At 67.2% G+C, this 17,271-nt stretch carries 15 protein-coding genes and 2 riboswitches; of the genes, 5 read left to right on the top strand and 10 right to left on the bottom strand.

The features are described from left to right. Positions 1-83: 83 nt before the first annotated feature. A complete protein-coding gene (locus AC13GA_RS12810) occupies positions 84-704 on the bottom strand; it encodes a glutathione S-transferase family protein (RefSeq protein ID WP_046984253.1) in 621 nt (206 codons plus the stop codon). A 124-nt stretch (positions 705-828) separates the two neighbouring features. Further along, positions 829-1,608 carry an NYN domain-containing protein gene (locus AC13GA_RS12805; RefSeq protein ID WP_046984251.1) on the bottom strand — a complete coding sequence of 260 codons (780 nt, stop codon included), beginning with the start codon at positions 1,606-1,608 and terminating at the stop codon, positions 829-831. A 122-nt stretch (positions 1,609-1,730) separates the two neighbouring features. Between AC13GA_RS12805 and AC13GA_RS12800 the strand changes: the two genes are divergently transcribed. Then, on the top strand, positions 1,731-3,011 hold the full coding sequence (locus AC13GA_RS12800; protein ID WP_046984250.1) for an NAD(P)/FAD-dependent oxidoreductase: 1,281 nt from the start codon (positions 1,731-1,733) through the stop codon (positions 3,009-3,011). A 41-nt stretch (positions 3,012-3,052) separates the two neighbouring features. Here the strand turns inward: AC13GA_RS12800 and AC13GA_RS12795 are convergent, their stop codons facing one another. Continuing rightward, the gene (locus AC13GA_RS12795; protein ID WP_482998270.1) at positions 3,053-3,484 is read right to left on the bottom strand and encodes a nuclear transport factor 2 family protein; all 432 of its coding nucleotides are present in this window, start codon (positions 3,482-3,484) and stop codon (positions 3,053-3,055) included. A gap of 72 nt (positions 3,485-3,556) precedes the next feature. Then, positions 3,557-3,814, bottom strand: coding sequence for a GIY-YIG nuclease family protein (locus tag AC13GA_RS12790; protein WP_295380731.1), 258 nt, complete (start codon positions 3,812-3,814; stop codon positions 3,557-3,559). A 40-nt stretch (positions 3,815-3,854) separates the two neighbouring features. Beyond that, a riboswitch (glycine riboswitch) is annotated at positions 3,855-3,944 on the top strand. 13 nt (positions 3,945-3,957) lie between these two features. Then, positions 3,958-4,061, top strand: a riboswitch (glycine riboswitch). Positions 4,062-4,145: 84 nt separating this feature from the next. Between AC13GA_RS12790 and AC13GA_RS12785 the strand changes: the two genes are divergently transcribed. The 4 genes from AC13GA_RS12785 to AC13GA_RS12770 all read left to right on the top strand — a co-directional run bounded on the left by AC13GA_RS12785 (position 4,146) and on the right by AC13GA_RS12770 (position 12,446). After that, entirely contained in the window at positions 4,146-4,763 is a 618-nt protein-coding gene (locus AC13GA_RS12785; RefSeq protein WP_005411215.1) for a trimeric intracellular cation channel family protein, read from the top strand. Between the two features lie 284 nt (positions 4,764-5,047). Next, complete coding sequence (locus AC13GA_RS12780; RefSeq protein WP_253077945.1) at positions 5,048-6,214, top strand: MdtA/MuxA family multidrug efflux RND transporter periplasmic adaptor subunit; 1,167 nt, start codon at positions 5,048-5,050, stop codon at positions 6,212-6,214. Beyond that, entirely contained in the window at positions 6,211-9,345 is a 3,135-nt protein-coding gene (locus tag AC13GA_RS12775; protein WP_482998269.1) for a multidrug efflux RND transporter permease subunit, read from the top strand. Before AC13GA_RS12780 ends, AC13GA_RS12775 begins: the two co-directional genes overlap by 4 nt. After that, the gene (locus AC13GA_RS12770; protein WP_482998268.1) at positions 9,342-12,446 is read left to right on the top strand and encodes an efflux RND transporter permease subunit; all 3,105 of its coding nucleotides are present in this window, start codon (positions 9,342-9,344) and stop codon (positions 12,444-12,446) included. Before AC13GA_RS12775 ends, AC13GA_RS12770 begins: the two co-directional genes overlap by 4 nt. A gap of 51 nt (positions 12,447-12,497) precedes the next feature. On the opposite strand, the gene AC13GA_RS12765 is transcribed toward AC13GA_RS12770, so the two are convergent. The 6 genes from AC13GA_RS12765 to AC13GA_RS12740 form a co-directional block, all read right to left on the bottom strand. Continuing rightward, entirely contained in the window at positions 12,498-13,571 is a 1,074-nt protein-coding gene (locus AC13GA_RS12765) for a 3-deoxy-7-phosphoheptulonate synthase (protein WP_046984245.1), read from the bottom strand. 295 nt (positions 13,572-13,866) lie between these two features. Further along, positions 13,867-14,124, bottom strand: coding sequence for a hypothetical protein (locus tag AC13GA_RS12760; protein ID WP_046984244.1), 258 nt, complete (start codon positions 14,122-14,124; stop codon positions 13,867-13,869). A 112-nt stretch (positions 14,125-14,236) separates the two neighbouring features. Further along, positions 14,237-14,575, bottom strand: coding sequence for a DUF6616 family protein (locus AC13GA_RS12755; RefSeq protein ID WP_046984243.1), 339 nt, complete (start codon positions 14,573-14,575; stop codon positions 14,237-14,239). A gap of 51 nt (positions 14,576-14,626) precedes the next feature. Next, positions 14,627-15,373, bottom strand: coding sequence for a DNA alkylation repair protein (locus tag AC13GA_RS12750; RefSeq protein ID WP_136638559.1), 747 nt, complete (start codon positions 15,371-15,373; stop codon positions 14,627-14,629). Next, on the bottom strand, positions 15,370-15,870 hold the full coding sequence (locus AC13GA_RS12745; protein ID WP_046984260.1) for a MarR family winged helix-turn-helix transcriptional regulator: 501 nt from the start codon (positions 15,868-15,870) through the stop codon (positions 15,370-15,372). The genes AC13GA_RS12750 and AC13GA_RS12745 overlap by 4 nt, the downstream gene beginning before the upstream one ends. 72 nt (positions 15,871-15,942) lie before the next feature. After that, entirely contained in the window at positions 15,943-17,241 is a 1,299-nt protein-coding gene (locus AC13GA_RS12740) for a sensor histidine kinase (protein WP_046984241.1), read from the bottom strand. Positions 17,242-17,271: the final 30 nt, after the last annotated feature.

The raw sequence follows: 17,271 nt of genomic DNA, 5'->3' as shown, positions 1-17,271 counted from the left end.
GCGGACGGTAGCGCCGGGCCATGCCCGGCGGATTTCTGCGCGCACCGCGTCCGCCGGGCATGGCCCGGCGCTACCGTTTCCGCTTACGTCAGCGGCGACATCACGCCGCGCTGGTACGCCGGGCGTTCGCGCAGGCGCGCGTACCAGTCGGCCAGGTGCGGCAGTTCCGGGCGCTGGATCGGCAGTTCGAACCACGCGTAGATCAGCGAACCCAGCGGGATATCGCCCATCGCGAACGTCTCGCCCGACAGCCACGGCTGCCTGGCCAGCGTGGCGTCAGCCATCGCCAGGTAGTCACCGGCACGCACGATGGCGGCGTTGATCCGTGCTTCGTCGCGGTCCGCCGGGGCGGTGCGCATGATGCCCCAGATCAGGTCGGTGTACAGCGGCGCCATCCGCGAAGTGCTCCAGTCCATCCACTTCTCGGCCTGGGCGCGTTCCATCGGGTCCTCGGCGTACAGCGTGCCCAGCGCGTAACGCGCGCTCAGGTAGCGCACGATGGCGTTCGATTCCCACAGCGGCAGGCCGTGGTCCTCGATCACCGGCACCAGGCTGTTGGGATTCATCGCCTGGTATTCCGGCGTCTGCGTGCCGCCGTGGCTGCCACCGACTTCGATGGACTCATACGGCAGGCCGATCTCCTCGGCGCACCACAGCACCTTGCGGACGTTGCTGGAATTGCGACGGCCCCAGATCTTCAACATGCGGGTTTTCCTTGCTGGCAATGCGAGCGGCAACGATACGCCTGATCGGCATGCGGATGTGCGAGTGGCATGACTCCCTCGCGCACCCGCCGGGCATGGCCCGGCGCTACCGGTTCTTCTGGCGCTACCGGTTCTTCTTCGGCAGCGCGCGCACGTAGGAGGACTTGCCGTCCTTTTTCAGCTCGAACAGGCCAATCGCGGCCAGCAGGTCGCTGAGCTTGCCGTAACCGTAGTTGCGCGGGTCGAACGAGGCCTGGTTGCCGATCTGGCTGCCGACCGGGCCCAGGTGCGACCAGCCATCCTCGCCCTCGGCCGAGGACACCGCACGTCGCAGCATCTTCACCAGACGCGTATCGCTGCGCATTTCCGCGCCGCTCTTGCGCGGACGCGCATCGTCGTTGGCCACCGGCTCGTTCGGTGCCTGTTCGTTCGATGACTGTTCCGCATCCTGCACGCTGGCATGAGTCTGCCCCAGCGCTTCCAGATAGGTGAACTTCGAGCATGCGTTGACGAACGGCTCCGGCGTCTTCTTTTCGCCGAAGCCATAGACCTTCACGCCATCGGTCAGCAGGCGCATCACCATCGGGGTGAAATCGGCATCGCTGGACACGATGGCGAAGCCATCCAGATTGCGCGCGTACAGCAGGTCCATGGCATCGATCACCATCGCCATGTCCGAAGCATTCTTGCCCTTGCTGTAGGCGAACTGCTGGATCGGACGGATCGCGTACTCGTGCAGCACCGCCTCCCATCCCTTCAACCGTGGGCTCTTCCAGTTGCCATAGGCACGGCGAACGTTGGCCACGCCGTAGCGGGCGACTTCGGCCAGGACTTCGTCGATTTTCGATGCCGGCGCATTGTCGGCGTCGATCAACAGGGCGATGCGCTTTTCCGGTTCGCTCATGGATTCCTCGCGGGCGGTTGCCTGAACCCGAGTATCGCCGATCCGCGCAGGCGCTGACGTGACAACCGCCTGCCGTGCGAAGATGCCAAGCGCTTCCCCCATGCCCCCACTGGAGTGAGTCGATGAGTCGCGAGCGCGTTCCCCACCTGGTTGTTGTCGGCGGCGGTTTTGCCGGTCTCTGGGCCACCCGTGCCCTGGCCCGCGAGCGCATACGCATCACCCTGGTCGACCGCCGCAACCACCATCTGTTCCAGCCGCTGCTGTACCAGGTGGCCACCGCCGGCCTGTCCGCGCCGGATATCGCCGCACCGCTGCGCCACATCCTCGGCCACCAGCGCAATGTGGAAGTCCGTCTCGGCGAAGTGGTCACCATCGACAAGCAGGCTCGACAGATCCGCATGGCCGATGGCAGCACGCTGGACTACGACACCCTGCTGCTGGCCACGGGCGCCACCCACGCCTACTTCGGCAACGACCAGTGGGCCGATGATGCCCCCGGCCTGAAGACCCTGGACGATGCCATCGCGCTGCGCCGCAAGCTGCTGCTGGCGTTCGAACGTGCCGAGGCCGAACCGGACCCGGCGAAGAAGGCGGCGTGGCTGAGCTTCGCCGTGGTCGGCGGTGGCCCCACCGGTGTTGAACTGGCCGGCACCCTGGCAGAGATCGCACGGCATACGCTGCGCAACGAGTTCCGCCACATCGACCCGGCCAGCGCCAAGGTGCGGCTGGTCGAGGCCGGGCCGCGCGTGCTGTCCTCGTTCCCGGAAGTGCTTTCGCTGAAGGCGCGCCGGCAGCTGGAAAAACTGGGCGTGGAAGTGTTGACCGGTACCCCGGTGAGCGACATCGACAGCCAGGGCTTCAAGCTCGGTGATCAGTTCGTGCCGGCGCGCACCGTGGTCTGGGCCGCCGGTGTGGCTGCTTCACCACTGGCGCGTACACTGGACGTGCCGCTGGACCGCGCCGGCCGCGTGCAGGTGCAACCAGACCTGACACTGCCTGGCCATCCGGAGCTGTTCGTGGCCGGCGATCTGGCCGTGCTGAACCAGGCCAACGGCAAGCCGGTACCCGGCGTTGCGCCCGCCGCCAAGCAGATGGGCAAGTACGTGGCCGAGGTGCTCCGCGCGCGCCTGCACGACAAGCCGGCGCCAGGTCCCTTCAAGTACGCCGACTTCGGCAACCTCGCCACCATCGGCCGCATGGCTGCAATCGTGCACCTGGGCAGGCTGCAGCTCTCGGGCATCCTCGCCTGGTGGTTCTGGCTGGCCGCGCACGTGTTCTTCCTGATCGGTTTCCGCAACCGCATCGTGGTGCTGCTGAACTGGGCCGTGGCGTACTGGAGCTACCAGCGCAGCGCGCGCATCATCTTCGGTGATGATCAGGAAGACCGGCGGCCGAGGCGCTAGGGCCGCACGCATGTTCCTGTAGAGCCGAGCCCATGCTCGGCTCACGGCGCCTTCGGCTTCGGGTACCACATCGCGTTGACGATCACCCAGCGCTGGTCGAAGCGCCCCATGTGGAAGTAGTCGACGAACCACGGCGTTTCCAGCCGCACCGAGGCCGCGTTGCCGGTCACGTCCAGCACCGTGCAGCGGCGATCCCATTGATCTTTCGGGGTCTTCAGCGCGCCCTGCTTCGTCAGCGAGACCAGTTCTTCCTTCGACATCCGGCGCAGGCCCAGGCGTTCGTCCGGTGTATCACCGAGCACCGCACGTTTGGCCAGGTCCGGGTGCAGGGAACGGGCGACACGCTGCGGGTCGGCCTCCAGCTGGCCATCCACGTAGTCATGGCAGGTGGCTTCGATGGCTGCGATCGTGGCGGCGTCGGCGGCAGGGCTTGCTGCTGCGGAAAGTGCGAACAACAGGGCAACGGTGGACATCCGGGTCTCCAGCGCTGAAGGCTGGGCGATCATGGCATGGCCGGATGCGCCCCATCCACGCATGGCGTGGATCTACTGCAACAGCCAGGCCAGTTTGCGTTCGCGCGGCTGCCGCTTGAGCTCCCATTCGGCACGTGAGGCCGCTGCTCGGTCCGGGTACTCGCGCACCGCCAGGACCCGCAGTGGTGGCCGCGACCGGGTGTAACGCGCGCCCTTTCCGGCCTGGTGGGCAGCGAAACGCGCGTCCACGTCGGTGCTGATGCCGGCGTAGTAGCTGCCATCGCGGCATTCGAGCAGGTACAGGAACCACGGGCGGAGGGACGGTGCCATGCCCGGATTATGCCGTGATGCACTGCAGCGGATATACTGGCGCCCGAATGCAGGAGAGAGGCGCCGCGCTGGCGCCCGCCGAAGGCGCAGGCTCCCATGATCGCTCAGGCCGGTGGGCTGGAATCCCACCAACCATGCATTCGACTCGCCGAGCTGGAGAGAGGTCACCGGGCACGCCCGGGACGATCCGCCGAAGGGGCACGCGGCCCATGCCGCTGAACTCTCAGGCAAAAGGACAGCGGGAGCGGCACCGGTCATCGTCATCCCGTCATTGCGCAGGCAATGGCGATAGTGGCGCATGGCCGGCCCCACCGCGCCCGGAGCCTGTCCCATGCTGTTGTCCATCATCTACCTGATCGCTATTTCCGCCGAAGCCATGACCGGCGCGCTGTCCGCCGGCCGCCGCCGCATGGACCTGTTCGGTGTGGTCATGATCGCCTGCGTCACCGCCCTCGGCGGCGGATCACTGCGCGACATCCTGCTCGGCCACTATCCGCTGGGCTGGGTGAAGCATCCCGAGTACCTGGGCTTCACCGTGTGTGCGGCGCTGATCGCCACCTGGGTCGCACGCTGGATGCACCACTTCCGCCGCACCTTCCTGGTGCTCGATGGCCTGGGCCTGATCGCCTTCACCCTGATCGGCTGCTCGATCGCACGTGAGGCCGGCCATGCCATGCCGATCGTGCTGATTGCCGGCATGCTGACAGGCGCCTTCGGCGGCGTGCTGCGCGACATCCTCTGCAACGAGGTGCCGCTGATCTTCCAGAAAGAGCTGTACGCGATCATCGCGCTGCTGACCGGCGCGGCCTACCTGTTGCTGCTGCACTGGGGCGTGGCCGACGCTACCGCGATCCTGTGCTGCCTGGGCGGCGGCTTCGCGCTGCGCCTGCTGGCGATCCACTACCGCTGGGAAATGCCGAAGTTCGTCTATCACGACGAAGTGCATTGATTGCTTGATGGTAGTGCCGGCCGCTGGCCGGAAACACGGCACACGCCCGCAGATTCCAGCCGGTTGCAGGCCAGCGGCCGGCACTACCGATTGCGTTGCATGACGTTGGTCATGCGGCATTGGCCGGGGTGATTGGCTACCATTGTCGCCCCGTCGCTGCCGCGACGGCATCCAGCCACGCCGCGCCCGCGGCCCCGCCAGACACTCCCTCCCCGCTGCCCGTGGTGCCGTGAACGCACCGACGGGCCCGCATGTCCCTGCGCGCGCAGGGCGCAGGATGCCCCATGTCTGTCGCCGAAAACTCCCGCTTCCGTCGTGCCCGCCCGTTGCTGATCGTGCTGGGCGTTGCCCTTGCCGGCGGCCTGCTGTGGGGGTTCTGGCCACGCACGGAGGCCGGTGCCGGCGACGATGCACCCGGCAAGACGGTACCCGTGCGCATCGCCCGCGCCAGCGCCGAGCCGCTGGTGCTGCGCCTGAAGGCGGTCGGTACGGTCACGCCGCTGCACAGCGTGGTGGTACGCAGCCGCGTGGACGGCGAACTGCTGCGACTGCATTTCCAGGAAGGCCAGCAGGTGAAGGCCGGCGATCTGCTGGCGCAGATCGACCCGCGCCCGTATGAAGTGAAGCTGGCGCAGGCCAAGGGCACCCAGCAACAGAACCTGGCCGAGCTGGAGAACGCCGAGCGCCAGCTGCAGCGCTACCGCGAACTGCAGAAGCAGAACTACGTGTCCGGGCAGGAACTGAGCGACCAGCAGAGCAAGGTGCGCCAGCTGCAGGGCCGCCGCCTCAGCGATCAGGCGTCTGTTGACGAGGCGCGCCTGCAGCTGCAGTACACCCGCATCACCGCACCGGTCAGTGGCCGCGTCGGGCTGCGCCGGTTGGACGTGGGCAACCTGGTACGCGCCAGCGATGCCGAAGGCCTGGTGACGCTGGCACAGACCGCACCGATCAGCGTTCTGTTCACCGTGCCCGAACCCGAGCTGCCGGCGCTGCTCGATGCCGTGCAGGTGCAACCGGCGCTGGCAGTGGAAACCTGGGACCGCGAAGAAGGCCGGCAGCTTGCCAGTGGCGCGCTGTCCAGTGTCGACAACCGCATCGATACCGCCACTGGCACGCTGAAACTGCGTGCGCACTTCGACAACCACGATCTGGCGCTGTTCCCCAACCAGTTCGTCAACGTCCGCCTGCAACTGGGCGAGCAGCGCGCGCTGCTGATTCCCGATGCCGCCGTGCAGTTCGGCAGCCAGGGCAACTACGTGCATATCGTCGACAAGGACAACAAGGCACAGCGCCGCAACGTGGTGCTCGGTCCGGCCGACGATGGACGCGTGGCCGTGCGCTCCGGACTGGTGGCCGGCGACCAGGTGGTGATCGAAGGCATCGACGGGCTGGAAGACGGCACGGCGGTGGAGATCATCACCGAGGAGGCCGCGATCAAGGCCGGCGCATGAATCTCTCGCGCCCGTTCATCCTGCGCCCGGTCGCAACGACTCTCCTGATGGTGGCGTTGCTGCTGTCCGGTGTACTGGCCTACCGCCTGCTGCCGGTGGCAGCGCTGCCGCAGGTCGACTATCCGATCATCCAGATCACAACGCTGTATCCGGGGGCCAGCCCGGAACTGACCACACGCACCATCACCGCGCCGCTGGAACGCCAGCTCGGGCAGATTCCCGGTCTGAAACAACTGTCGTCGACCAGTTCCGGCGGCGCCTCGGTCATTACCCTGCAGTTCGGGCTGGAGGTGTCGCTGGGCGTGGCCGAGCAGGACGTGCAGGCCGCCATCAACGCGGCAGGCAGCTTCCTTCCCGGAGACCTGCCGGTACCGCCGGTGTACCGCAAGGTCAACCCGGCCGACACACCGATCCTGACATTGGCGGTGACCTCGCAGGGACTGTCGCTGCCGCAGGTGCACGATCTGGTCGATACGCGCATTGCCCAGCGTCTGGCGCAGCTGCCCGGCGTCGGGCTGGTCAGCCTGGCCGGCGGCCAGCGCCCTGCGGTGCGCATCCAGGTCAATCCAGCGGCACTGGCCGCCAACGGCCTGGGCATGGACCACATCCGTACCGCGATTGCTGCGGCCAACGTCAACCTGCCCAAGGGCAGCTTCGATGGCCCGATCCGAGCGGTGATGCTCGACGCCAACGATCAGATGCGCAGCGTGGCCGAATACCGCGCGCTGGTACTGGCCTGGCATGACGGCGCGCCACTGCGGCTGGGCGATGTGGCCACCATCAGCGATGGCGCTGAGAACCGGCAGCTGGCCGCCTGGAGCGGCACTACGCCGGCAGTTCTGGTGAACATCCAGCGCCAGCCCGGTGCCAACGTGATCGCCGTGGTCGAGCAGGTGCGAGCATTGCTGCCGCAGCTGCAGGCCACGCTGCCGGCCGGCGTGCAGATGGACGTGCTGAGTGACCGCACCGAATCGATCCGCGCGTCGGTGCGCGGCGTGCAGAAGGAACTGGTGCTGGCCATCGCGCTGGTGGTGCTGGTCACCTGGGTGTTCCTGCGCAATCTGCCGGCCACACTGATTCCCAGCGTTGCAGTGCCGCTGTCGCTGGTCGGCACCTTCTCGGTGATGCTGCTGGCCGGCTATTCGCTCAACAACCTCACGCTGATGGCACTGACCATCGCCACCGGCTTCGTGGTGGACGACGCCATCGTGATGCTGGAGAACATCGCCCGCCATCTGGAGGACGGCGAAAGCCCCCGCGAGGCGGCGCTCAGGGGTGCAGCGGAAATCGGCTTCACTCTGGTCTCCTTGACGGTCTCGCTGATCGCGGTACTGATCCCGCTGCTGTTCATGGCCGACCTGGTGGGCGCGCTGTTCCATGAGTTCGCGGTGACGCTGGCGGTAGCCATCGGCATCTCGCTGCTGGTCTCGCTGACGCTGACGCCGATGCTGTGCGCGCGCTTCCTGAAGCCGCATGCGAAGGGGTCAGAGCCCCACGGGGATCTGACCCCGGCCCAGGGGTCGGATCCAGCCAGGGCTCCGACCCCAAAACAAGATGTCTTCGACCGCGTCATCACCCTTTACGACCGCCAGCTGCGCTGGGTGCTGCAGCGCCAGCCGCTGATGCTGCTGGCCACGGTGGCGACGCTGGCACTGACCGTAGCGCTGTACTTCGCCGTGCCCAAGGGTTTCTTCCCGGTGCAGGATGCCGGCCTGGTGCAAGGCATCAGCGAGGCGCCACAGGCTATCTCGTTCCAGGCCATGCGCGAGCGCCAGCAGGCGCTGGCGGCGGCCATCGAAGCCGACGAGGCAGTGGCCAGCGTCTCGTCCTACATCGGCGTGGACGGCAACAACGCCACGCTCAACACCGGCCGCCTGCTGATCGAACTGAAATCGCATGGCGACCGCGACGGTGCCGCCGTCGTGATGGAACGGCTGCAGCAGCGCGTGGCGAAGATTCCCGGCATCATCCTGTACCTGCAACCGGTGCAGGAACTGGGCATCGAAGACCGCATCAGCCGCAACCAGTACCAGTTCACCCTGACCACGCCGGATCTGGAAGCGCTGGAAAGCTGGACACCGAAGCTTCTGCAGGCCTTGCGCCAGTCGCCGGCGCTGCGTGATGTGTCCAGCGATCTGCAGATGCAGGGGCGGCAGGCGCGCGTGGCGATCGACCGCGATGCGGCGGCGCGCCTGGGCGTAAGCGTGGAAGCGGTAGCCGATGCCCTGTACGACGCCTATGGGCAGCGCCAGATTTCAACCATCTTCACCCAGGCCAGCCAATACCGGGTGGTGCTGGAAGCCGATCCGTCGCGCCAGCCGGGACCGGAAGCCATCACCGGCCTGCGCGTGCGCAACAGCGCCGGGCAGACCGTGCCGCTGGGTTCGGTAGCGCGTGTAGAGGTGGGTCCGTCCGCGCTGCTGCGCAATCACGTGGGCCAGTTCCCGGCGGCTACGCTTTCGTTCAATCTCGCCCCGGGCGCTTCGCTGGGCGAAGCGGTGGATGCCGTGCTCGCCGCGCGCGCGCAGGTGAATCTGCCGCAGAGCATCGAACTTCGCCTGCAGGGCGCGGCGGCCGCCTTCAGCAGCTCGCTATCGTCCACGTTGTGGCTGATCCTGGCGGCCGTGGTAGTGATGTACATCGTGCTGGGCGTGCTCTACGAGAGCTTCATCCATCCCATCACCATCCTGTCCACCCTGCCCTCGGCCACCGTGGGTGCATTGGCCGCACTGTGGCTGAGCGGACGCAGCCTGGATCTGATCGCGGTGATCGGCATCGTGCTGCTGATCGGGCTGGTGAAGAAGAACGCGATCATGATGATCGACTTCGCGCTGGACGCGCAGCGCACACGCGGCATGTCACCACGCGAGGCGATCCATCAGGCCGCGCTGCTGCGCTTCCGGCCGATCCTGATGACCACGCTGGCCGCACTGTTCGGCGCGGTACCGCTGATGCTGGCCAGCGGTTCCGGCGCCGAGCTGCGGCAGCCACTGGGCTGGGTGATGGTGGGCGGACTGCTGGTCAGCCAGGTATTGACGCTGTTCACCACGCCGGTGATCTACCTGGCCTTCGACCGCCTGCAGCGTGGCCGTGCAGCGGCCCCGACGGGCGCTGACGAGGCACGCGCGTGACCCCCATCGCGCGCCTGGCGCAGGCCTGCGTGCAGCGCCCGGTAGCAACGATCCTGCTGGCGGTGGCACTGGTGCTGGCCGGCCTGCTGGCGCTGCGGCTGTTGCCGGTGGCGCCGCTGCCACAGGTGGACTACCCAGCCATTGAAGTCAGTGCCAGCCTGCCCGGCGCCTCGCCCGAATCGATGGCCGCCACCGTGGCCACGCCGTTGGAGCGTGCGCTGGGCAGCCTGCCCGGCATCTCGCGCATCGATTCGGCCAGCACCCAGGGCCAGACCCAGATCGAACTGAAGTTCGTGCTCGGCCGTGATATCGATGAGGCCGCACGTGAAGTGCAGGCCGCGATCAACCTCGCTCGCGGCCAGCTGCCCAGTGGCATGCCGGGCATGCCGCAGTACCGCAAGGTGAATCCTTCGCAGGCACCGATCCTGGCACTGGCACTGACTTCGGACACGCGCTCGCCAGGCCAGCTGTATGACCTGGCCTCCACCGTGCTGGCGCAGAAGCTGTCGCAGGTACCAGGCGTGGGCGAAGTGCAGGTGGGCGGCAGTGCCTTGCCGGCAGTGCGTGTGTCGCTGGATCCGAACGCACTGAACCACGCCGGGCTGGCGCTGGAAGACGTAGCCCAGGTCATCGCCCGCGCCAATGCGGTGCGCCCGTTGGGTGCGGTGGGGGATGCGCACCAGCAGTGGCAGCTGGAAGCGCCACTGCAGCTGCGCCAGGCCGCGCAGTATCGCGAGTTGGCTCTGAAGGTGAGCGACGACCGCACGCTGCGGCTGGGCGATGTAGCCGCCGTTGCCGATGGCGTGGAGGACCGCTATGCCAGCGGCTTCCACAACGAACGCCCGGCCGTGCTGCTGATCGTCAGCCGCCAACCCGGCGCCAACATCATCGCTACCGTCGATGCCATCCAGGCGCAGCTGCCCCAGCTGCATGCACTGCTGCCCTCCGGCGTGGACATGCGGCTGGTGATGGACCGCTCGCCGGTAATCCGCGCCACCCTGCATGAGGCAGAGCTCACCCTGGTGCTGGCGATCGTATTGGTGGTGCTGGTGGTGCTGGCCTTCCTCGGCCACTGGCGTGCTGCACTGGTGCCCAGCGTGGCGATCCCGGTGGTGCTGTTCGGTACGCTGGCGCTGATCGCGCTGATGGGCTTCTCGCTCAACACGCTCTCGCTGATGGCGTTGATTGTCGCGGCGGTGCTGGTGGTGGACGATGCCATCGTGGTGCTGGAGAACATCGCCCGCCATCGCGAACTCGGCGCGGACCGCTGGCAGGCGGCGGTGCGTGGCGCATCGGAAGTCGGTGCCACGCTGCTGTCGATGAACGTTGCACTGGCCGTGGTGTTCGTCGCCATCCTGTTCCTGGATGACTTCGTCGAACGCCTGTTCCGCGAATTCTCGCTGACCCTGGTGGCGGCAATGACGGTCTCCGTGCTGGTCGCGCTGAGCCTGGTTCCGATGCTGTGTGCACGATTGTTCGTGGATGCCGCGCAGCAACCCTCGCGTTGGCAGCGCGGCAGCAATGCACTGTTCGAGCGCGTGCGCGGCGCTTACCTGCGCACGCTGCAGGCCAGCCTGCGCCGGCTGCGCTGGCCGTTGCTGGCCTTCATTGCAGTCATCGCGCTCAACACGTGGCTGTTCCAGCAGGTGCCCAAGGGCATCGTGCCCAAGCAGGACACCGCGCAGCTGCGCGGCTTCGCCCGTGGCGATGACGGCCTGTCCTTTCAGGCCATGCAACCGAAGATCGATGCGTACAGGAAGCTGTTGCTGTCCGACCCGGCCATCGAGGACATCATCGGCTACATCGGTGGCAGCAACGGGGTCAACAACGCCTTCATCATGATCAAGATGAAGCCTCTGGCCGAGCGAAAGGTCTCCAGCCAAGAGGTGATTGACCGCCTGCGCGCGCGGCTGCCCAAGCTGCCCGGCGGCAATCTCTATCTGTGGGTGGACCAGGACATCCGCCTGGAGGGCGCAGGCAGCAGTGGCAAGTACGAGTTCCAGCTGCTGTCGGCCGATACAGCACCGCTGCGCGAATGGGCGCCGAAGGTGGCTGCCGCGCTGCGTGGCCTGCCCGAACTGGTGGACGTGGAAGCACAGGGCGAAGCAGGCATGCGCCAGGTGATGCTGGACATCGACCGCGAAGCAGCCGCGCGCCACGGCGTGGACCTGCGCACGGTGGCCAACATGCTCAACAACTCCTTCAGCCAGCGCCAGGTCGCCACGCTGTACGACAGCCTCAACCAGTACCGCGTGGTGATGGAGCTGGACCCGAAGCACACCCAGGACCCGGGCACGCTGTCACGCCTGCAGGTGATCGATGGCAACGGCCAGCGCATTCCGCTGTCGAGCATCGCCAGCTGGCGCTATGGCATGGCACCGGACCGGGTGTACCACAGTGAGCAGTTCGCCTCGATCTGGATCGAGTTCGCGCTGGCACCGGGGGTGGGCCTGGAACAGGCCACACAGGCAATCGATGGCGCGATGTCGAAACTGATGCTGCCACGTTCGGTACAGGGCAAGCTGTCCGGTGAGGCCGGCGGCCTGGAGCAGCTGCGTTCGCGCCAGCTGTGGCTGGTGCTCGGCGCCACGCTGGCGGTCTACCTGGTGCTGGGCATCCTCTACGAGAGTTTCATGCAGCCGCTGGTGATCCTGTCCACCTTGCCCTCGGCCGGCATCGGCGCACTGCTGGCGCTGTGGCTGTTCGGCGACGAACTGAACCTGATCGCGCTGCTCGGTCTGTTCCTGCTGGTCGGTGTGGTGATGAAGAACACCATCCTGCTGGTGGACTTCGCGCTGGCCGGCGAGCGGCGTGGCCTGACTGCACGGGACGCGGTGATGGAAGCAGCGCGATTGCGCCTGCGGCCGATCCTGATGACCTCGCTGGCGGCGCTGCTGGGCACGCTGCCGCTGATGCTGGCCAACGGCGAAGGCTGGGAACTCCGGCAACCGCTGGGAATCGCCATTGTGGGCGGGTTGCTGGTCAGCCAGTGGCTGACGCTGTACACCACCCCGGCGATGTACCTGGCGCTGTCGCTCATGCGCAGCGCCAGGCGCATCGCCGGTGCAGATGGGCTGGCCTCCAACTCCGACCGGCCCTGATCGCGGCCGCACCCCCGCAGGCGCTGGCCGCCATCCACACACGTGCCGCACTCAGGCGGCTTCGGACACCTTTACGTCGCGACGGGCGCGCACGGCCGCAGCCAGTCGCTCCAGCACCGTCACGGTGGTGTCCCAATCGATGCACCCATCGGTGATGCTCTGCCCGTAGACCAGCGGCTGGCCTTCCACCAGCTCCTGGCGACCACCGACCAGATGGCTCTCGATCATCACGCCAACGATGCGCTGTTCACCGTCTTCCAGCTGAACGGCGATGTCGTCGATCACCTTCGGCTGGTTCTCCGGGTTCTTCAGGCTGTTGGCGTGGCTGGCATCGATCATCAAACGCGTCGGCAGCTTGGACTTGGCCAGCACTTGGCAGGCCTCGGCAACGCTGCCCGCGTCGTAGTTCGGCTGCTTGCCACCGCGCAGGATCACATGGCAATCCGGGTTGCCGGTGGTCGACACGATGGCCGTGCCGCCCTGCTTGGTGACCGACAGGAAGTGATGCGGATTGGATGCCGCACCCACTGCGTCAGCGGCGATCTTCACGTTGCCATCGGTGCCGTTCTTGAAGCCGACCGGGCACGACAGCCCCGAAGCCAGCTCGCGGTGTACCTGGCTCTCGGTGGTACGCGCACCGATCGCGCCCCATGCCACCAGGTCGGCGATGTACTGCGGCGAGATCACGTCGAGGAACTCGACACCGGCAGGCAGGCCGAGCTTGTTGATGTCGCGCAGCAGGCCGCGGGCGATGCGCAGGCCCTTGTCGATCTTGAAGCTGCCGTCCAGGTCCGGGTCGTTGATCAGGCCCTTCCAGCCCACCGTGGTGCGCGGCTTCTCGAAGTACACGCGCATGACGATTTCCAGTTCGCCGGCCAGTGCGTCGCGCAGCGGCTTCAGGCGCTGGGCGTACTCAATGGCAGCGTTCGGGTCGTGGATCGAGCACGGGCCCACCACCACCGCCAAGCGGTCGTCACGGCCGTGCAGGATCTGGTGCAGGGCCGCGCGCGAGGCGCTGACGGTGTCGGAAGCTTCATCGTCACAGGGCAGCATCGCCAGCAGCTGGGCAGGCGGTGTCAGCGGTTCGATGGTGCGGATACGCAGGTCGTCGGTGTGCGGGGGCATTGCGGGAGATCTCCGGGACGTTGGGGGTCCCCAGCGTGGCGGCATGAAAAAAGCCGCCAGGTTCGCTGGCGGCTTTCGGGAATGCGTCTGAAGCTTTCTTCAGGGTGAGCGCAGTCCTTCCTCCGCCAGTGGCTTCGGAAAGTAATACCAGTAAAAGCTGGTGGGGGCTGCGTTCATGGGTTGTATTGATAGCACAGCTTTTGCGCAGTGCAAAATGTTTCATCCGCAACTGGGAACGCGGTTCAGCGATGGGCCCGTCTGGGACGACTACGCGGCGGCACGCATGCGAAGTCGCTCATCTGCCATGCACTTCCACGTCCAGCAGCAGGCCTTCATGGATGTCCGCCCAGCGCTCCAGCACGCGGTCCAGCTCCTGCCTGGCTTCGTCCAGCTGCTCGGGGTTGAGCAGGGAGCGCGCGGTATAGAGATCGGAGACCAGCTGCCGCAGCGTCGCTTCCGGAATGGCCACCGACGGCCCTTCCTGCCCCGGCACCTGCAGCGCCGGGCTGGCACCAAGAGGGCCGAACAACGTGACCTGGAGCTTGCTCTGCATGATCAACTTCCCTGCGGACGGACATGGGCAATGCACTGTTTACCGTGTCTCGGTGACAGGCGCATGTGCCATCCATGCCGTGGGCTGGGCCATGCGAGCGCTCTTCGCGTCGTTACAGCGCAGCCAGATCAGCCAAGTGCTGGGCCATGCCGTCCACCGCGCCTACCGCATGGGTGGTGGTGAAGTAGTCGTGCCAGCCGGTGGCGGCGATGCCCGCCACCAGCGCGTCGGCCTCCTCGCGGCTGGCGCAGCGCCAGACCGCGTAGAACTGCTCACCACTGCCGCGCGGTACGCCCGTGGCAATGCGGCCCATCGCCAGCGGCATGATGCGGGCCGGATCGAACTGCTGCATACCGGCGCCGATGAGGGCGAAGAAGGCCGCGCGTTGTTCGGGAGGCAGCGTGGTCCAGGCGGGGGTGGCGCTGTAGAGCTCGATGAGCGTGTGCGGCATGGTGGTCTTCCCTGAGGTGGTCGATTGGCGTCCGCCGGGCATGGCCCGGCGCTACCGGGATTGCAGCGAGCGCAGTGCGCGCTTGCGGATGTAGGCATTGGCAGCGCTGTCGCGTTCGCGCTGCCAGCGCGTGCAGAGATCAAGCAGCCACTGCGGCTGCGTCCTGCCAGCATCGTTGAGCCAGTTGCCAACCGAATCCTGCACATAGCGCTCGGGATCGTCGGCGAGTGCTTCCAGCACCGGCAACGCAAGTTCCGGACGCTGCTTGAACAGCGCGATATGCGTGGCCCAGACGCCGCGCGGGCGCAGCGCCTCGCAGGCGAAGCGACGCAGGTACGGCGATGCGTCATGCGTCCACGGCTGCAGGTACTCAAGCGCCTGCATCGGCGCAGCAACGATGTCGGCACGCAATGCCAGCCACGCCCATTCGCGCACGCCGAAGTGCGGGTCATCGGCCAGCGGTCGCATCGCCTGCAGCTTCGTTGCCAGCGGTGTAGAGGCATCGCTGCCGATCAGATAGCAGGCCCAGCCGCGCACGGTGTCAGAGCTGTGAGCCTGCCAGAGCGCAGGTGTGCCCTGCCCCGCCCCGCGCAGCAGCTGTGCGGCCAAACCCATGCGTCGGGTGATGCCCTTTCCCGCAGCGTCGCGCATGCGTTGCAGCGCATCCGGTCCAAGTGCGGGGGCTACCACCTGCAGCAGCGCAGCGAAGTCCACTGCAAGGCACTCGGCCAGATGGGTCGTCGCGACGCTGCCACGGTTGAGCGCACGCAGGCGCTCTGCGGCGATGGCACCGCTCATGCCGCAGTCTCACGCCCGGCGTCGGTGTGCTGCCAGACCTTGTGCAGCAGCTGCGAAAGCTGCTGCTGTTCGCCAGCTTCGAGCCCATTGAACAGGCCACCGATCCACTGCGTGTGCTGGTCGAACAATGACTCGGCCAGACGCGCGCCCTTTGCGGTCAGCACGATCTGCAGGCGGCGGCCATCCTCGGCATCGCTGCGACGCTGCAGCAGGCCTTCGCGCTGCAGGCCATCGAGCAGGCCGCTGATGGTGGCGCGGGTGACGCCTGCGCGCTCGGCAAGTTCATGCGGCGGCAGCGTGCCACCTGCACCGTGCAGCAGGAACAGCACGATGAAGCGCCCCTCGCTGAGACCCTGTGGCGCCAGACGTGTGGCGCAGTCGCGATCGATCGACGATGACAGCGACAGCAGCTGGAAGCACAGGCGCAGCTGCGCGACGTTGGCATGGCCTCGTCGCTGTGCCTCGTCCAGCAGGGCATGGTGCTTGGCTTCGAGCATCATCGATACCCACATGATTAGGCACCTAATCATAAACCAGAAAGATGACGTCCAGTCAATCGACATGCGATGTCAGGAGGCCGATCCCAGCACCAGGCGTGCGATCAATCCCCCTCCGTCACGTTGCAGCAGCTGCAGTTCACCCGCATGCCGCCGTGCCACGTTGGCGGCGACGGCCAGACCGAGGCCGGTCCCACCGGTGGCACGACTGCGCGAGCTTTCGCTGCGCTGGAAGGGTTGCAGCAGGCGCACGCGATCGGCCTCGGCGATGCCCGGTCCGCGATCCATCACGTCCAGCTGCACGCGATTGCCTGCCATGGCAACCCGCAGGTGCACGGCGCCGGCATAACGAGCGGCGTTGTCGATGAGGTTGTCGATGGCCCGCCGCAGCAGGAGCGCATCCCCCTGCCACGGCAGCACGTCCGGTCCCTCTGCAGAAATATCGACACCGCGCAGCAAGGCGCTCTGCACGCATTCCTCCAGCAACGCGGCCACGTCCAGTGCTCGCAACTCCAGCGGTTGCAGCTCCCCGCGTGCGTAATCGAGCACCTGCTCGATCATCGTGTCCATGCGCTCGATGTCGGCCACCATCCGCGCTGCCTGTGGCGGCGGTGCAAACTCCGCACGCAGGCGCAGGCCGGTCAGCGGCGTGCGCAGGTCGTGCGCCACGGCCGCCAGCATGCGGGTCATGTCCTGCGCCTGGTCGCGCAGGCGCTCACGACCGCTGCTGATCGCTGCGGCCAGCACCTGCACCTCGCGTGGGCCATCGTCCGGCAGCGGCGTCCCGTCCTGCAGATCAACCCGCGCGCTGGCTTCGGCCAAGCGGCGCAGGGGCCGCCCGATGCGGAGCGACGCCCAGGCCGCCAGCGGCGCCAGCAGCAGCGTGCCGGCCAACAGTGCAAGCAGAACCTGACCGCGCCAGGCCGCCAGATCACTGTGATCGCTGCCGACCACCTGCCAGCGATCATCGGCCCGGCGCACACCCAGCTCGAACGGCGGCCACTGCATGGCGGTCAGCAGGGCCGCCTGTGACGTCAGCACTCCGGCACGCCCTGAAGCATCCAGCACCGTCCCGCCCTCGATGACCTGCACATCGGGGGCCTTGCCCTGCCCGGCCCAGACCAGGCGCACGTGATCCACCGGTACACCCAGCTGCAAGGCGGCCAGCTCGGTCAGCCAGTCGCTGCTGCGGCCTTCCGGTGCCGAACTGACGACCGATAGATGCAGCCCCAGCGGCGGCGCCGCACGTTCCCCCCGCAGCACCTGCAGAGCCTGATCCAGGCGCATCGGCGGCGGCGCCGGTCGTGGCATCCAGCCCACCACCGCCACGCTGACCAGGGTGGCCAGCAGCAGGCTGGTGAGAGCCAGCATTGCGATCCAGCGCGCAGTGGACCAACGGGC

The organism is Stenotrophomonas sp. 22DLJC03, assembly GCF_056861405.1.
The sequence above is the reverse complement of the archived record's forward strand: the minus strand, read 5'-3'. Positions and strand labels throughout refer to the sequence as shown.

Excerpts from the sequence above, each read along its gene's own strand:
- AC13GA_RS12810 (WP_046984253.1), bottom strand. The coding sequence starts at position 704 with ATGTTGAAGATCTGGGGCCGTCGCAATTCCAGCAACGTCCGCAAGGTG.
- AC13GA_RS12805 (WP_046984251.1), bottom strand. The coding sequence starts at position 1,608 with ATGAGCGAACCGGAAAAGCGCATCGCCCTGTTGATCGACGCCGACAAT.
- AC13GA_RS12800 (WP_046984250.1), top strand. The coding sequence starts at position 1,731 with ATGAGTCGCGAGCGCGTTCCCCACCTGGTTGTTGTCGGCGGCGGTTTT.
- AC13GA_RS12795 (WP_482998270.1), bottom strand. The coding sequence starts at position 3,484 with ATGTCCACCGTTGCCCTGTTGTTCGCACTTTCCGCAGCAGCAAGCCCT.
- AC13GA_RS12790 (WP_295380731.1), bottom strand. The coding sequence starts at position 3,814 with ATGGCACCGTCCCTCCGCCCGTGGTTCCTGTACCTGCTCGAATGCCGC.
- AC13GA_RS12785 (WP_005411215.1), top strand. The coding sequence starts at position 4,146 with ATGCTGTTGTCCATCATCTACCTGATCGCTATTTCCGCCGAAGCCATG.
- AC13GA_RS12780 (WP_253077945.1), top strand. The coding sequence starts at position 5,048 with ATGTCTGTCGCCGAAAACTCCCGCTTCCGTCGTGCCCGCCCGTTGCTG.
- AC13GA_RS12775 (WP_482998269.1), top strand. The coding sequence starts at position 6,211 with ATGAATCTCTCGCGCCCGTTCATCCTGCGCCCGGTCGCAACGACTCTC.
- AC13GA_RS12765 (WP_046984245.1), bottom strand. The coding sequence starts at position 13,571 with ATGCCCCCGCACACCGACGACCTGCGTATCCGCACCATCGAACCGCTG.
- AC13GA_RS12760 (WP_046984244.1), bottom strand. The coding sequence starts at position 14,124 with ATGCAGAGCAAGCTCCAGGTCACGTTGTTCGGCCCTCTTGGTGCCAGC.
- AC13GA_RS12755 (WP_046984243.1), bottom strand. The coding sequence starts at position 14,575 with ATGCCGCACACGCTCATCGAGCTCTACAGCGCCACCCCCGCCTGGACC.
- AC13GA_RS12750 (WP_136638559.1), bottom strand. The coding sequence starts at position 15,373 with ATGAGCGGTGCCATCGCCGCAGAGCGCCTGCGTGCGCTCAACCGTGGC.
- AC13GA_RS12745 (WP_046984260.1), bottom strand. The coding sequence starts at position 15,870 with ATGCTCGAAGCCAAGCACCATGCCCTGCTGGACGAGGCACAGCGACGA.
- AC13GA_RS12740 (WP_046984241.1), bottom strand. The coding sequence starts at position 17,241 with ATGCTGGCTCTCACCAGCCTGCTGCTGGCCACCCTGGTCAGCGTGGCG.